At 70.7% G+C, this 15,100-nt stretch carries 15 protein-coding genes; 6 read left to right on the top strand and 9 right to left on the bottom strand.

Annotated features, from left to right (window positions below; all coding sequences use genetic code 11):
• The first annotated feature begins 13 nt into the window (after window positions 1–13).
• The 4 genes from OHA25_RS39440 to OHA25_RS39425 all read left to right on the top strand — a co-directional run bounded on the left by OHA25_RS39440 (window position 14) and on the right by OHA25_RS39425 (window position 6,311).
• Window positions 14–2,206, top strand: coding sequence for a HelD family protein (locus tag OHA25_RS39440; RefSeq protein ID WP_327582003.1), 2,193 nt, complete (start codon window positions 14–16; stop codon window positions 2,204–2,206).
• A 740-nt stretch (window positions 2,207–2,946) separates the two neighbouring features.
• The gene (gene lnt / locus OHA25_RS39435) at window positions 2,947–5,004 is read left to right on the top strand and encodes an apolipoprotein N-acyltransferase (protein ID WP_327582002.1); all 2,058 of its coding nucleotides are present in this window, start codon (window positions 2,947–2,949) and stop codon (window positions 5,002–5,004) included.
• Between the two features lie 2 nt (window positions 5,005–5,006).
• Window positions 5,007–5,756: a polyprenol monophosphomannose synthase gene (locus OHA25_RS39430; protein ID WP_327582001.1), complete on the top strand. Its 750-nt coding sequence runs from the start codon at window positions 5,007–5,009 to the stop codon at window positions 5,754–5,756.
• A gap of 60 nt (window positions 5,757–5,816) precedes the next feature.
• On the top strand, window positions 5,817–6,311 hold the full coding sequence (locus OHA25_RS39425; protein WP_327582000.1) for an FxsA family protein: 495 nt from the start codon (window positions 5,817–5,819) through the stop codon (window positions 6,309–6,311).
• Window positions 6,312–6,397: 86 nt separating this feature from the next.
• On the opposite strand, the gene OHA25_RS39420 is transcribed toward OHA25_RS39425, so the two are convergent.
• The 3 genes from OHA25_RS39420 to OHA25_RS39410 all read right to left on the bottom strand — a co-directional run bounded on the left by OHA25_RS39420 (window position 6,398) and on the right by OHA25_RS39410 (window position 9,067).
• A complete protein-coding gene (locus OHA25_RS39420; protein WP_125637410.1) occupies window positions 6,398–6,742 on the bottom strand; it encodes an RNA polymerase-binding protein RbpA in 345 nt (114 codons plus the stop codon).
• A gap of 125 nt (window positions 6,743–6,867) precedes the next feature.
• A complete protein-coding gene (locus tag OHA25_RS39415) occupies window positions 6,868–7,485 on the bottom strand; it encodes a hypothetical protein (RefSeq protein WP_327581999.1) in 618 nt (205 codons plus the stop codon).
• Between the two features lie 217 nt (window positions 7,486–7,702).
• Window positions 7,703–9,067, bottom strand: a complete 1,365-nt coding sequence (locus OHA25_RS39410; protein ID WP_327581998.1) for an MFS transporter — start codon at window positions 9,065–9,067, stop codon at window positions 7,703–7,705.
• Between the two features lie 388 nt (window positions 9,068–9,455).
• Between OHA25_RS39410 and OHA25_RS39405 the strand changes: the two genes are divergently transcribed.
• Together OHA25_RS39405 and OHA25_RS39400 are read left to right on the top strand one after the other, a co-directional pair.
• The gene (locus OHA25_RS39405) at window positions 9,456–9,608 is read left to right on the top strand and encodes a hypothetical protein (RefSeq protein WP_327581997.1); all 153 of its coding nucleotides are present in this window, start codon (window positions 9,456–9,458) and stop codon (window positions 9,606–9,608) included.
• Window positions 9,609–9,753: 145 nt separating this feature from the next.
• Window positions 9,754–10,173 (top strand): DJ-1/PfpI family protein, encoded by a 420-nt coding sequence (locus tag OHA25_RS39400; protein WP_327581996.1) that lies wholly within the window; start codon window positions 9,754–9,756, stop codon window positions 10,171–10,173.
• A gap of 40 nt (window positions 10,174–10,213) precedes the next feature.
• Here OHA25_RS39400 and OHA25_RS39395 read toward each other — a convergent pair whose 3' ends face one another.
• Genes OHA25_RS39395 through OHA25_RS39370 form a run of 6 tightly spaced genes read right to left on the bottom strand, consistent with a single transcriptional unit; the run spans window position 10,214 to window position 15,090 of the window.
• A complete protein-coding gene (locus OHA25_RS39395) occupies window positions 10,214–11,014 on the bottom strand; it encodes a glycerophosphodiester phosphodiesterase family protein (RefSeq protein WP_327581995.1) in 801 nt (266 codons plus the stop codon).
• 36 nt (window positions 11,015–11,050) lie between these two features.
• Window positions 11,051–11,590: a TrmH family RNA methyltransferase gene (locus OHA25_RS39390; protein WP_327581994.1), complete on the bottom strand. Its 540-nt coding sequence runs from the start codon at window positions 11,588–11,590 to the stop codon at window positions 11,051–11,053.
• Entirely contained in the window at window positions 11,587–12,192 is a 606-nt protein-coding gene (locus OHA25_RS39385; protein ID WP_327581993.1) for a class I SAM-dependent methyltransferase, read from the bottom strand. The genes OHA25_RS39390 and OHA25_RS39385 overlap by 4 nt, the downstream gene beginning before the upstream one ends.
• Before the next feature lie 11 nt (window positions 12,193–12,203).
• Window positions 12,204–13,151, bottom strand: coding sequence for a VWA domain-containing protein (locus tag OHA25_RS39380; RefSeq protein WP_327581992.1), 948 nt, complete (start codon window positions 13,149–13,151; stop codon window positions 12,204–12,206).
• Window positions 13,148–14,092 (bottom strand): DUF58 domain-containing protein, encoded by a 945-nt coding sequence (locus tag OHA25_RS39375; protein ID WP_327581991.1) that lies wholly within the window; start codon window positions 14,090–14,092, stop codon window positions 13,148–13,150. Before OHA25_RS39375 ends, OHA25_RS39380 begins: the two co-directional genes overlap by 4 nt.
• A complete protein-coding gene (locus tag OHA25_RS39370) occupies window positions 14,089–15,090 on the bottom strand; it encodes an AAA family ATPase (RefSeq protein ID WP_327581990.1) in 1,002 nt (333 codons plus the stop codon). Before OHA25_RS39370 ends, OHA25_RS39375 begins: the two co-directional genes overlap by 4 nt.
• Window positions 15,091–15,100: the final 10 nt, after the last annotated feature.

The raw sequence follows: 15,100 nt of genomic DNA, 5'->3' as shown, positions 1-15,100 counted from the left end.
CCAGCTGAAGGAGGTGCTGGCCTCGGGCGCCGTCGGCACGATGCAGAACCGGTCGGAGCGTGACACGTTCGCCGACATGTACGCCTCCAGGCTCGCGCGCCTCTGGGCGGTCGAGCGCGGCCTGGTTTTCGGACGGCTGGATCACGTCGAGGAGGGCCGGCTCTACATCGGCAAGCTCGGCATGACCGACGACGACCAGCGGCGGTTGCTCATCGACTGGCGGGCCCCGGTGGCGCAGCCGTTCTACCGCGCCACCCCGGCCGCCCCGATGGGCGTGACCAGGCGCCGCCACCTGCAGACCAAGGGCCGCACGGTCGTCGTCGTGGACGACGACCTGCTCGATCTCGACTCGCTCAGCGACGCCGACCGCGCCACGCTCAACGGCGAGGCCGCGCTGCTGGCCGCCCTCGACGAGCGGCGCACCGGCCGCATGCGCGACATCGTCGCCACCATCCAGGCCGAGCAGGACCGCGTCATCCGCAGTGACCTGAACGGCGTGCTGGTCGTGCAGGGCGGCCCGGGCACCGGCAAGACCGTCGTGGCGCTGCACCGCGCCGCCTATCTCCTCTACACCCACAGGGAACGCCTGGAGCGCCGCGGCGTGCTCATCATCGGCCCGAACCTCACATTCCTGCGCTACATCGAGCAGGTCCTGCCCTCGCTCGGCGAGACCGACGTGCTGCTGTCCACGGTCGGCGAGCTGTATCCGGGGGTGACCGCCACCGCCAGGGAGCGCCCCGAGGTCGCCGCGCTCAAAGGCGACCTGCGCATGGCCGAGGTCATCGCCAAGGCCGTGCGCGAGCGCCAGAAGGTGCCGCGCAAGCCCATCGAACTGCCCATCGGGCGCATCACGCTCACCATCGACGCTTCCATGCTGGAAGCGGCCAGGAACAAGGCCGCCCGGTCGCGCCGGCCGCACAACCAGGCGCGCACGGTGTTCGTCAGGTCGCTGCTCAACGCGCTGGCCAGGCAGCAGGCCCGCAAGATCGGCAAGGGGCTCATCGACGATGAGGAGCTGGCTGACCTGCGCGAGGAGCTGCGGACCGAGCCGGTGGTCAAGTCGGCGCTCAACCGGCTGTGGCCGTATCTGACGCCGCAGCGGCTGCTGCTCGGCCTGTACGGCTCCCCGGAGCGGCTGGGCTACGCTGCCTCTCACCTGACGCCCGAGGAACGCGCGCTGCTGCGCCGCGACGGAGGGGACTGGACCGAGTCCGACGTCCCGCTGCTGGACGAGGCCGCCGAGCTGCTCGGCGAGATCGACGAGCAGGTGCTGCGCGCCACCGCGTTGCAGGCGGAGGAGGAGCTGGCCGCGGCCCGGCAGGCCGAGGAGCACCAGCGCGAGGCCGAGCTCGCCTATGCCCGCGAGGTCCTGGAGCTGACGGGCCTGTCCGACGTCATGGAGGCCGAGCGGCTGGCCGAACGCCAGCGCGGCGAGGGCCCCTACCTCACCACCGCCGAACGCGCCGCCGCCGACCGCTCATGGGCCTACGGGCACGTGATCGTGGACGAGGCACAGGAGTTGTCGCCGATGGCCTGGCGGGCGGTCATGCGCCGCTGCCCGACGCGGTCGATGACCATCGTCGGCGACATCGCCCAGACCGGCTCGGCCGCAGGGGCGCGGTCGTGGTCGTCGGTCCTGGATCCGTACGTGGCCGGGCGCTGGCGTCAGGAGCGGCTCACCGTCAACTACCGCACGCCGGTCGAGCTGATGGCCGTGGCCGCCCGCGTCCTGGTCACCGTCGACCCCGCTCTCGAGGCGCCCACGTCGGTGCGCGAGCTGGGCGTCGAGCCCTGGTCTGCGCCGCTGTCGGCGCTGCCCGAGCTGGCCAAGGACGAGGTCGGCGAGGGCGGCAAGGTGGCCGTGGTGGTGCCGGACGCGCTGCTCGCGTCGCTGGGCTCCGAGGTCGCGGCGAGCGTCGCGGGAACCGTGGTGGTCACGCCCGGAGCCGGGCGGGCCAGGGGAGCCGAAGCGCTTGACGCGCCGGTGGCCGTCATGGGGGTGGCCGACGCCAAGGGGCTGGAGTTCGACTCGGTGATCGTGGCCGAGCCCGACCTCATCGCCGCCCAGTCGCCACGGGGGCCCAGCGACCTGTATGTTGCTCTCACCCGGGCCACGCAGCGGCTCGGCGTCGTTCACGAGCGGCCGCTTTCCCCGGCGCTGCAGGGCTTGCCGAGCCGCTCGCCGGCACCGGCAAGTGGGCTTTGATCTGCATTGCGGCGGCAGGTCATACATGTCCCACCTGCGGAAACTTGATGTTTCTGCTGATCGGGACACGGTTGACATCTGAGGTGGAGTCGGTAGTTTGCTGCGCAGTCCAGCACGGGACTTGGCCGGTTGGCCGTCTCTGACATCGCCGGATCCTGCGTCCGTGACGGAGCGTGGCTTCGTCCACACAGCCAGGTGCAGGGCCGTCGGTCCGTCGAGTCGGGGCACCCCAACCGGGCGGGGGGTTGGACCCGGGACGGGTCCGGGAGCCCAGTAGACAACGGAATTCCGAGCTCGCCGCCGACGAGACGGGTCCGGTCCGAAGGGTTTCCGGGCCCTCTTCCCGCTCTCGTGCGCAGGATCGTCAGTGCGCCGGGTGATCCCGTGGGTCGCGGGATCACCCTGCCGCGACGTCGATTCATCGATCTTTCTTGTGCCCGCGCTGGCTCGAGCGCGGCCGTGGGGCGGTAGCGTTTTCGCAAGCAGGCGTTCGACGGTGGCGAGGAGATCCCGGAGTGGTTCAGGACAGAGCGAGCCTACCGCCCGAAACCGGGCACGGCTCATCTCCTACTGCCGGGGCCGAACCGCGCTCGCCTGACGCGCCGTCCGGCGCACCCGTCAGGGACACCGCTCCCGCCACGTCCTCCGGTTCGGCCATCCTTGATGGGATTAGCCCTCCCGAGGCGGGCCGCGAGCGCGATCGCACGCAGGTGGACGGGCAGACGGTCGGCTCAGAGCGCGTGAATGCGTCCGTGGCCGCCCCGGACCGTGAGGTGTCGGCAGGCGGCAGGGCGACCAGCGACCCCGGCCTCTCGACGGCCGATGCGCCGCAGAAGGCGACGGGAGTAGCAGCCGAGGTCCGGGACACGCTCCTCGGCGCGGATGACATGGCCCCTGCGACAGGGCAGGACGCAACGGGGCAGGATGCGGCCCGGCAGGACTCGGCCCGGCAGGACGCGGCCCATAAGGATGCGGCCCGGCAGGACGCGACGGAGCTGGACGCGGCCCATAAGGATGCGGCCCGGCAGGACGCGACCGAGCTGGACACGGCGCGACTGGATGCGGCGCGACTGGATGCGGCGCGACTGGATGCGGCGCGACTGGATGCGGCGCGACTGGATGCGGCGCAGCAGGACACGGCGCGACTGGATGCGACGGAGCAGGACACGGCCCGGGAGAACGCGACGCGGCAGGACGTGACGGGGCAGGATGCGGCGTCCGGGACACCGGCAGGCGGGGGAGCGGCGCCGCCTACGGTGGCGGCCGCGCCGGGGCAGACCGGGCGGGAGACGCGGAAAGTGCTCGCCGCCCGTGTCGTGGCGGCCGTGGCCGGCGGGATCACGCTGTTCGCCGCCTTCCCGCCGCTCGGCTGGTGGTGGTGCGCCCCTCTCGGCATCGCCCTGATCGCCGGCTCGCTGTACGGCGCCCGTCCCAGGCGGGCCGCCTGGCTGGGTTACCTGAGCGCGGCGGTGTTCCTGTTCCCCGCCCTCGCCTGGGTGCGCACCATCGGCGACGACGTCTGGCTCATGCTGGTCGGCACCGAGAGCCTGTTCTACGCCGCCATGGCCGCCCTGGCCGCGCTGGTGTTCAGGCTGCCCGGGTGGCCGGTGTGGTTCGGTGGGCTGTGGGTGGCCATGGAGTGGGCCCGCGGCCTGGTGCCCATCGGCGGCTTCCCCTGGGCGCGGGTGGCCTTCAGCCAGGGTGAGTCGTTGTTCACCCCCTACGCCGCGTTCGGCGGCGCGCCGCTGGTGTCGTTCGCCGCCACCCTGAGCGGCGCCCTGCTGGCCCACGCCGTCCTGGTACGGAGCCGGGCGTGGCGCAGAGCCGTCCCAGTGGGGCTGGCGCTGGCCGTGCCCGTGCTCACCCTGGCGATCCCGCGGCCCGGCGACGAGGGCCGCAGCATCAACGTCGGCGTCGTGCAGGGCAACGTCCCGGGCCGCGGCATGTACGCCCTCGGCGACGAGCCCGCCGTTGTCCTGAAAAATCATGCCAACGAGACGAAACGCCTTGCCGCGGCCGTCTGGGCCGGCAAACTCCCCAAGCCTGACATCGTCGTCCTGCCGGAAAACTCCACCGACATCGACCCCTACCAAGACGAGGTGGCCCGCCAGATCATTCATGACTCGGTACGCGACGTCGGGGTGCCGACGCTCGTCGGCGCCGTCGTCGCGATCGGCGAGGAGCACCGTGCCACCCGCAGCCTGGTGTGGGACCCGGTAACCGGGGCGGGCGCCTACTACGACAAGCAGAACCTGGTGCCGTTCGGCGAGTACACGCCGTTCAAGGACATCGTGCTGGCGCTGTGGGAGCGGGCCGGCCTGGTCGGCAGGCAGTCGGTCCCCGGCGACAAACCGGGCGATCTAAAGATGGGCCGGGTCACGGTCGGCGCGGTCAACTGCTACGAGGTGGCCTACGACGACACCGTACGCCGCACCGTGCGCGCCGGCGGCACCCCGCTCGTGGTGCAGACCAACAACGCCAGCTACGCCCTGTCCAATCTGCCGCCGCAGCAGCTGGCGATGTCGCAGCTGCGTGCCGTCGAGCACAACCGGGCCGTGGTGACCGCCGCCACGACCGGAATCTCCGCTTTCGTCACGCCTGACGGTAAGGTCGCATGGCAGACCCGCGAGCTGGTCGCGGACATGAACGTGGTCAAGGTGCCCGTACGCACCCAGGAGACGCTCGCCACCAAGGTGGGAGCACTTCCTGAGTGGGCATTGATGGTGATGGGAGCGGCGGCCGCCGCGGTCGCCGCGTGGCGCACCAGGCGGCGAGGCGACCAGGTGAGGAACGACTGACAATGGAGACTCTCGGCCGGGTGCTGGTCGTCGTACCGACCTACAACGAGCGCGACAACCTGCCCATGATCGTCGGGCGGGTGCGTGCGGCCGTGCCGGAGGCGCACGTGCTCGTGGCCGACGACAACAGCCCCGACGGCACCGGCGAGGTGGCCGACGAGCTCGCCGCCGCCGACGACCAGGTGCACGTCCTGCACCGGCCGGGCAAGCAGGGTCTCGGCGCGGCCTACATCGCCGGCTTCCGCTGGGGGCTGAGCGAGGGCTACGACGTGCTGGTGGAGATGGACGCCGACGGCTCGCACCAGCCGGAGGAGCTGCCGAAGCTGCTGGAGGCGCTGGTGGACGGCGCCGACCTGGCAATCGGGTCCCGCTACGTGCCCGGCGGCAAGGTGGTCAACTGGCCGCACCGGCGTGAGCTGCTGTCCAAGGGCGCCAACATCTACACCCGCGTCATGCTGGGCCTGCCGGTACGTGACGCGACCGCCGGGTTCCGCGCCTACCGCGCCGCGACCCTGGAGAAGGTGGGCCTGTCGGGCGTGGAGTCGCAGGGCTACTGCTTCCAGGTCGACCTGACGCTGCGCACGTCCAGGCACGGGCTGCGGGTGGTGGAGGTGCCCATCACGTTCGTGGAGCGTACGGTGGGCAAGAGCAAGATGAGCGGCAAGGTCATGTCCGAGGCGCTGTGGCGGATCGGCATGTGGGGCGTCACCGGCCTGCCGAGGCGGCTGCGCCGCAAAGGCGAGCCAGGATAGGAACGCTTGCGGGGCGCCGGGCGTTGTTCCTGGCGTACGCGTGTGTGCGGAATCGAGGAAATGATGCGGCTCCTGCTCTTCCTGGCCTTCCTGGTCGTCCCCATTCTGGAGATCTGGCTGCTGATCCAGGTCGGCTCCGTGATCGGCGGCCCGGCGACCGTGGCCCTGCTGATCGCCGACAGCCTCCTCGGCGCGTGGATCGTGCGCCGTGAGGGACGCCGGGCCTGGCGGGCGCTGCAGGAGGCGCTGCAGTCCGGCCGGATGCCCAACCGCGAGCTGGCCGACGGCGGCCTCGTGCTGGTGGGCGGCGCGCTGCTGCTGACGCCGGGGTTCTTCACCGACGTGTTCGGGTTCTTGTGTGTGCTGCCGTTCACCCGGCCGATGATGCGCCGCCTGGGGGCGTGGTTCTTCGAGCGCCGGGTCAAGAAGATGGCGGCCGCGTCGCCGTACGCGAACCTGTTCCCGCCGCCTCCCGGCGCCGCCGCTCCGCAGGGCGAGGCTCCGCATGGCGGCCGGGTGGTGCACGGCGAGGTCATCCGGGAGGAGCGCGACTGACGGGCCTTGGCCGGCTCACGCGAGCCGGCGTGCGCGCATGAAGAACCCCCGGGCCGCCGGCCCGGGGGTTTCACCGTGAGAAGAGGTCAGGCGCTCTTACGACGCTGGGCCCGCAGAACGGCGAGCCGCTCGTTGAGCACCTCCTCAAGGTCTTCGATGGAGCGCCGCTCCAGGAGCATGTCCCAGTGCGTCCGCGGGGGCTTCGTCTTCTTGGACTCCGGCTGCTCGCCGTCCACGCGTACCGCGGTCACGCCGCACATGCGGCACTCCCAGGTCGCGGGGATCTCGGCTTCGGCGGCAAGCGGAACCTCGAATCGATGGCCCTTCGGACAGGTGTAGGACACCTCCTGGCGCGGAGCCAGATCCGTGTTACGGTCGTTCTCGTAGCTGGTTGCCCCGAGCCGGGTGCCACGAAGCGCGCGCTCGCCCATGTCTCAATGCCTCCTACAGGGCCCCCTTGAAGTGGGGGGTCTGTCTCCCACGGTGTCTAACGCTTGATACCGTGATGGGATTCCCACCTGCGGGGTGATCCAATCGCGGTTGGGGCCTCGGTTATTCAGGCGGGTGCCGATTCCGCTCCGGTCCGGGCCGTCGCCAGGGCTCCGGCCAGCCAAAGCCCGCCGATCATGATGAGCGCGCCGTGTGCGATCCGCAGCGGATACGGGCCGAAGAACTGCGGGATGAAGAGCACGAACCCGAATGCCAGCGCCGTCCCGCTCCACCGGGGCAGCGTGCGCGAGCGCCACACCGAGATCGCCGCCATGACCGTGCCGGCGCCGAGCAGCAGCAGTCCGGCGGCGAACATCGTGACCGCGAGCGGCCCATACCTGAACTCCTGCGCCAGCTCCATGAGCCCGGGCGCCTGGTCGCGCAGCGAGCGCTTGGCGATCACGTTCAGCCCGAAGTCCTCGGCGCCGTAGTACGGCAGCGTCAGGCCCGCGCCGATCCACGTCACCACCGCCGCCCGCAGCGACAGCCGGTCGCCGAGCACCTGGTGCAGGCCGAGCACCGCCAACCCGAGCAGAATGAAACCGGCCATCGCGGCGGCGTGCCCGATCACCCATTCCGTGGAGGCCATCGCTGTGGCGTCGTCGCCGGAGGGGCGGATCGCCGGATAGACGAGGAATAGGATGCCGCCGGTCGCGAAGGCGGCGGCGGTGAGCCGGATCGACATGGGTACTCCTGAAGAGGGCGTCGCTCTGTTGTGAGAGCAATGCTCTCGGTATGGCGCACTGATGTCAAGAGCAGCGCTCTCGTTCCGGAGCGACGACCGCTTCCCAGTCGTCATCTGCCCGCATTGTGGCGGCGAGGCCATGCCCGAACACGGTGACGGCCGTGCCCGGCCCCGGTGCGGCGAAGGGGCCGGGCACGATGCTGCTCGCCGCGCCGGCTTAGATCTTCTCGGGCACCTGGTTGCCCGCGGCGCGGATGGCCTTGGGCAGGTTCACCGCGGCCAGGATGGCGCCGCCGAGCACGAAGAAGGCGATCAGCGAGATGATCGCCAGCCGGTAGCTGCCCGACATCTGGAAGGCCATGCCGAGTGTGAACGAGCCGAGGAACGTCGAGCCCTTGTCGCTGATCTCGTAGAGGCTGTAGTACTCGGCCTCCTTGCCCCTCGGGATGACATGCGAGAACAGCGAGCGCGACAGCGCCTGCGTGCCGCCCATGACGATGGCGATGGCGAAGCCGAGGGCGTAGAAGGCCAGAGCTGAACCTGCGGGCAGGAAGTAAGCGATCGTGACGACGATCGTCCAGGCCACCAGGGCGCCCAGCACCACCCGCTTGGCGCCCACGCGCGAGGCCAGCCAGCTGAGCAGCAGCGCGCCGAAGAAGGCGACGAACTGCACCATGAGGATGGCGCCGATCTGCACGGTCTTGCCGAGCTGCAGCTCCTTCTCGGCGAAGGTCGCGGAGAACGAGATGACCGTCTGCACGCCGTCGTTGTACAGCAGGTAGCCCACCAGGAACGCCAGCGTGAGCGGGTAGGCGCGCAACCCCGCGGCGGTACGGCCGAGCTGACGGAACGTGCCACCGATCGCCTGCCCCGCGGACTCGGAGCGCGGCGCGAGGGCGTGCCGGTTGCGCAGCCGCAGCAGCGGAATGATCGTGAATCCGCCCCACCACAGCCCGGCTGAGCTCAGCGCGATGCGCACCGCCGTCCCGGAGTCCAGACCGAACGACTCGGCCTGGAGGAACAGCACCAGATGGACTGCGAGGAGCAGTCCGCCGCCGAGGTAGCCGAACCCCCACCCCATCCCGGAGACCTTGTCGCGCTCATCGGGCGTGGCGATCTCAGGCAGGAAGGAGTTGTAGATGACGAAGGCGCACGCGAAGCCCACGTTGGCCACGAGGAACAGCGCACCGCCCAGGATGTAGCGGCCGTCGCTGACGAACCAGAAGCAGACCGTGGCCAGCGCGCCGAGCAGGGCGAAGAAGCCCATCAGCTGTTTCTTGCGCCCGGTGTGGTCGGCCAGCGCCCCGGCCACCGGCATGAACACGATCTGCAGGATCGCGGCGACCCCGACGACGAAGGAGAAGTATGCGCCCGGCCGGACGTCGAAGCCGATCACGTCCACGTACTGTCCGCCGCCGGCGGCGTTCTCCGCGATCGTAATGAGATACGGGCCGAGGAAGACGGTCAGCACCGTGGTGGGGAAGGCGGAGTTGGCCCAGTCGTAGAAGTACCAGCCCCATTGCTCGCGTTTGCGTGCGGCGGGAGAGTCGTCGAAGAGCGCGGGGGGTGAGGGGAGGGTCATGCTGCTCCTCTTATGCGGCCAGGTTGCCGGGGTGCCACCGGCAGCGGCGTTCGAGCACGTCGCGCAGGCCGGTGACGTTGTCGGTCATGCTTGACGCACGGCCTATTTTCGCAGGTCGTCGTTGAAATCCGCGTGTCGCGCCCATGACCATACAATGATCACCTTCCCGGCGAAAGGACTCAAACCCATGACTCGGCGAGGCCGTGGAACCATCAAGAAGGTACAGGGCAACGGCAAGCCGTGTCCCCACGCCGCCAAGGCATGCTGCCGTAAGTGGCGGCTCCCGTACCAGGACGAGACCGGTCGGTGACGAGAGCGCCGGTTCGCAACCGAGCGCGAGGCGCAAGACTTCCAAGCAGAACTGGCCCCCCACAAGGGTTACGCGGCGATGCTGAAGAGCTACTTCGCGGACTGCATCGCCGACATGGACCGCATCCTCGCGCGGTCCGGCGAGTCGGCCGCCGAGCGTTTGATGGCCTGCTGGCAGCAGCGGCGGCAGACGCAGAGCGTGGAGAGTGTCAGGGCACGTGCCTTGCCGTGACACTCGGCGCGAGCGTCATGGTCAAGATCCACCGCACGGTTCTCATCGTTCTCACCTCGCACGACAAGCTGGGGGACACCGGCCGTAAGACCGGGTTCTGCTGGCGGCGCCGTACTACCGCTTCAAGGAGGCCGGCTGGGAGACCGTGCTCGCCTCGCCCCAGGGCGGCCGGCCGCCGCTGGACCCGAAAAGCAACGAACCCGGCTTCCGGACCGACCAGACCCGGCGCTTCGAGGCCGACCCGGAGGCCACCGCGGCGCTGGCGGACACCGTGCGTCTGGACTCGGTCTCGGCCGACGACTTCGACACGGTCTTCTATCCCGGCGGCCACGGCCCGCTCTGGGATCTGGCCGAGGACACCGACTCCGCGCGCCTGATCGAGACGACCCTGCGCTCGGGCAAGCCACTCGCTCTGGTGTGCCACGCTCCCGGCGTCCTGCGCCACACGGTCAACGAGGACGGCACGCCGCTGGTGCGGGGCAAGCAGGTCACCAGGCAAAACCCGGCCACCTCGGCCCCGGCGGCCGACGCCCTCATCAAGCTGGTCACCACGGCCGGCGCGTAAGCGCGTACGTGGTCATTCTCCGTGAGCGCCGGATGGTCTGTCAGGCCGCCATTCCGTGGGGATGCCACTGGCCGCGGCGTTCGAGCACCTCGCGCAGGCCGGTGACGTTGTCGGTCATGATGCCGTCCACGCCGAGGTCGAGCAGGCGCTCCATGCGGGCGGGGTCGTTGATGGTCCACACGTGCACCTGCATGCCGATGGCGTGCGCGGTGCGGACCAGGCGGCGGGTGGTGACGCGCAGGCCGCGGAAGCCCACCGGCACCTGGGCGCAGGGGATGCCGACGCGCGACAGGCGGGCCAGCAGCCGGCCGTAGCCGGAGGTGGTGGCGGCGGCGCGCAGCGCGGCCACGCCGCGCGGTCCGAGCGCCGAGCACACCTCCCTGCCGATGGCCGCCCTGGCCAGTATCAGGCGCTCATCGGAGAAGGAGGTCAGGCAGATGCGATCGTAGGCGTTGGTGCGCCTGACCGCCTCGGCCAGCGGGGCGATGGCCGCCGCCTCCTTGACGTCGATGTTGAAGCGGATCTCCGGCCAGGTGCCCAGGAGGTCCTCCATGAGCGGGATCTCGTGGACGCCGCCGATGCGGGCCTGCCTGACCGCCCGGTAGGGCAGCTCGGAGATGCGGCCGCGCTGGTCGGTCACGCGGTCGAGCGTGTGGTCGTGGAAGGCGACCAGGACGCCGTCGGAGGTGGCGTGCGCGTCGGTCTCCAGGTAGGTGTAGCCGAGCCCGACAGCCCGCTCGAAGGCGGCGACGGAGTTTTCCGCGCCCTCCGCGGCGCCTCCGCGGTGGGCGAAGGCGAGCGGGCCCGGATGGTCGAGAAAGGTGAAGTGGCGGCTGAGCACGTCCAGAAGTATGCCCTTCCGGGATGAAGGCTGCAGTTACGAATCAGCAAGATTCTCCCACTCCTGGCGGCGGGCCTCCGCCAGGGCGATGGCGGCGGCCACCGCGACGTTGAAGGAGCCGACCCGGCCGACTTGCGGGATGTAGCAGACGCCGTCGACGGCGTCGAGCAGGGCGGGGGAGCAGCCGTGGTCCTCGCTGCCGACCACCAGGCACACGTCGCGGTCGAGGCCGGCCTTGTGCAGCGGCACGGCCTCGGCGGTCAGCTCGACGGCCAGCACCGTGTAGCCGCCCGCCTTGGCGGCCTTGACCGCCTCGGTGGCAGGGACCGGCTCGTGCCAGGTGACCAGCCGGTCGGTGCCGAGCGCGGTCTTGCCCGCCTTGGGGTTGGTGGGCGGGGTGGCGTTGCCGGCCAGCCAGATCTCGTCCACCCCGAACGCGGCGGCGCTGCGGAAGATCGAGCCGATGTTGAACGGGCCGGTGACCGACTCGATGATCAGGCCGAGCCGGTTTTCCGTCCGCCTGCGCCAGGTGCGGTTGAGCCGTTTGACGTCGGTGGGGCGCAGCTGCCTTCTCATCGGGTCACCTTCAGTATGCGGTAGGCGGCCCGGCTGGCCTCGCGGGAGGCCTGCCAGCCCTGCTCGCCGAGCCAGCGTTGCAGGGAGTCCGAGCCGAGGTGTTTCTGGACGACCAGGTAGGCCACGCCGTCGGGCGTCAGCCGGGTCAGCCACCTGGTGAGCATGTCGTGCAGGGCCTGCTTCCCAATACGGATCGCAGGATTGGACCAGATAGCCCGAAATTTCACGTCATCTGGCATGTCATCAATATGGACTGACCTTACTTTGTAAAGGCCGGCGGCTTGCGCGTTCCGCTCGGTCAGTTCCACGCTGCGCCGGTTCACATCGACGGCCCACACCGTGGCCTCGGGCGCCCGGGAGGCCATGGTCAGCGCGATCGGCCCGTAGCCGCACCCCAGGTCGAGCAGGTCGCCCTCCTGCGGCGGCGGCGGGACGGTCTCCAGCAGCACGCGGGTGCCGATGTCGACCCGCTCCGGCGAGAAGACGCCGCTGTCGGTCTCCAGCCGCAGGTGCAGGTCGGGCAGGACCAGGTCGACCGAGCCCGGCCGGCTCGCGCTTTCCGGCCGCTCGGAGAAGTAGTGGGCCCCGTTACCTTTGCTCACGTGGCAAAACGTTACGGGATGCGCGAGCCGAACATGACCGCCGCACCGGCCACCAGCAGCCCGGCCAGGATCGCGGCCACGATGAACCACTGGGTGATCTCCTGGTTGACCAGCTTGTAGCCGAGCGAGGTGCCGATCTGCTCGTAGACCTCGCGCAGCTCGCTGCCGGACTCGGCGGCGTAGGCGCGGCCGCTGGTGCCGTCGGACAGCGACTGCAGGGTCTGCTTGTTGACCGGCACGTTCACCGGGCGGCCGTCGATGTTGACGGTGCCCTCCTGGGTGCCGTACGCGATCGTGGAGACCGGGACGCGGGCCTGCTGGGCCGCTTCGATGGCCTCGTTGACGGACCTGCCGGAGGTGTTGTCGCCGTCGGACAGCAGCACGATGGCGGCGGGCGGCGGGTCGGTGGCGGCCTGCTGGTCGAACGAGCGCAGTGAGTCGAGCGAGTTGAAGACGGCCTCGCCGATCGCGGTGCCCGGGCGGGTGGTGAGGTTCCCGATCGCGGCGACCACGGCCTGGTGGTCGGTGGTGGGGGAGATGACGACGTTGGCCGAGCGGGCGAAGGACACCAGGCCGACGTTGAAGCGGTCGGGCAGCTCGCGCGCGAAGGCCTGGGCGGCGGCCTTGGCGGCGGCGATCCTGTTGGGCTGGACGTCGTCGGCGTCCATGGACAGCGACACGTCCAGGGCGATCATGATGGTGGCGCGGTCGCGGGGGACGCGTACCTGGTCGGCGGGCTTGGCGGCGCCGATGACCAGGAACGACATCATGACGAGGAACAACGCGGGGGCGACGTGGCGGCGCCAGCCGGGTCCCGCGGGGGCGACGAGGTTGAGCAGGGCCAGGTTGGTGAAGCGCACGGTGTAGCGGCGGCGGGCGAACATCGCCGCGACGTATCCGGCCACGAGGAGCGCGACCAGGAGGAACAGCCACAGCCACGAGGGGGCGAGGAACGTCATGTCACCTTCCTGTGGGCATGGGCGAGGTGAGCCGTGCGGCGCTGGCGCAGCACGAACTGCGCGACGTCGAACACCCAGTCCCGGTCGGTCCGCAGCACCAGGTGGGCGATTCCGGCGCGGCGCAGCGCCAGGCGGGTGCCCTCGCGCTGCAGGGCGGCCGCTTCGGCGTACGCCTGCCGGACTTTGGGCGAAAGGTGCACTTCGCGTACCTTCCCGGTCTCGGGGTCGGTGAACGCGACCCGCCCCACATCGGGCAGTTCGAGCTCGCGCGGGTCGATCACCTCGACCGCCAGGACCTGGTGGCGGGCGGCGAGGCGGCGGATGGGGCGTTCCCAGGGGCGTTCGGCGTCGGGGTCGAGGTCGGGGTGGGCGTCGAGGAAGTCGGAGACGACCAGGCGCATGCCGCGGCGCCGGCGGCTGGCCGACAGCACCTCGATGCCCTCGGCCAGGTCGGGCGCGTCCTGGACGACGCGGCCGCGGGGGGCGTCCATGAGGGAGTGCAGCAGCCCGTACAGGGCGGGGCGGCCGGTGCGGGCGGGCATGCGGTGGATGTACTCGTCGTGCAGGACCAGCGCGCCGAACCGGTCGCCCAGGCGGCTGGACAGGAACCCGATGGCGCCGACGGCGGCGATCACCAGGTCGCGCTTGTCGGTGTCGGCGGTGCCGAAGTCCATGCTGGGCGACAGGTCGGCCAGAGCCCAGGTCTCCAGCTCGCGGTCGGCGATGAGGTCGCGGACGTGGGGGACGGTGGTGCGGGCGGTGACGTTCCAGTCCATGCGGCGCACGTCGTCCTCGCCGGGCACGTAGACGCGGCTGTCGCCGGCCTCGCTGCCGGTGCCGGGCAGCAGTCCCTGGTGCGCGCCGTGCAGCAACCCGTCCAGCCGCCGGGTGACGGTCAGCTCCAGCCGCCGCAGCGCTTGCTCAGCTGTGCCCGGGCTCAACGGTTCTGGTTCCAGACCACGAGAGGCGGGGGTACGGCGTGCAGGATCTGCTTGACGACCTGCTCCGGGTCGACGCCGTCGGCCAGGGCGTCGAAGGTGAGCATGAGCCGGTGGCCCATGACGTCCACGGCCACGTCGCGCACGTCGTCGGGCAGCAGGTAGTCGCGGCCGCGCAGCAGGGCCAGGGCCCGCCCGGCGGCGACCAAGCCCAGCGTGGCGCGCGGGCTGACCCCGATCTCGATGGTCTCCGCCAGGTCGGCCAGGCCGTACTCGGCGGGGGCGCGGGTGGACATGACCAGCCGGACGACGTAGTCGGCGACGAGCTGGTGGACTGAGACCTGCTCGGCCGCCTCCTGCAGGGCCAGCAGCTTGTCGGGGTCCAGGACGCGTTCGGGCACGGGCGGGGTCACGCTCATGCGGTGCAGGATCTCCAGCTCCTCGTGGGCGCTGGGGTGCGGGACGCGGACCCGGAACAGGAACCGGTCGCGCTGCACCTCCGGCAGTGGATAGACGCCCTCGGACTCGATGGGGTTCTGGGTGGCCAGCACGATGAACGGCTTGGGCAGCGGGTGGGTGACGCCCGCCAGGGTGACCTGGCGCTCGGCCATGACCTCCAGCAGCGCGGACTGGACCTTGGCGGGGGCGCGGTTGATCTCGTCGGCGAGCAGGAAGTTGACGAACACGGGGCCGAGCTCGACGTCGAACTTCTCGTTGGAGGGGTGGTAGACGCGGGTGCCGACGATGTCGCTCGGCACGAGGTCGGGGGTGAACTGGATCCGGGCGAACGTGCCGCCCACGACGGTGGCCAGGGTGGAGGCGGCGAGGGTCTTGGCGACGCCTGGGACGCCTTCGAGCAGGCAGTGCCCGCGCGCCAGCAGGGCCACGATGAGCCTTTCGACCATGTGGTCCTGGCCGACGATGACTCGCCGGACCTCGTCGAGACTTTGACGCAGCAGTGCCGCGTCTCCTCCGCCTGGCAGCTCTTCGGCGACGCTCATGACCTCATTC

The sequence above is a fragment of the Nonomuraea sp. NBC_00507 genome (assembly GCF_036013525.1).
Lineage (GTDB): Bacteria > Actinomycetota > Actinomycetes > Streptosporangiales > Streptosporangiaceae > Nonomuraea.
The sequence above is the reverse complement of the archived record's forward strand: the minus strand, read 5'-3'. Positions and strand labels throughout refer to the sequence as shown.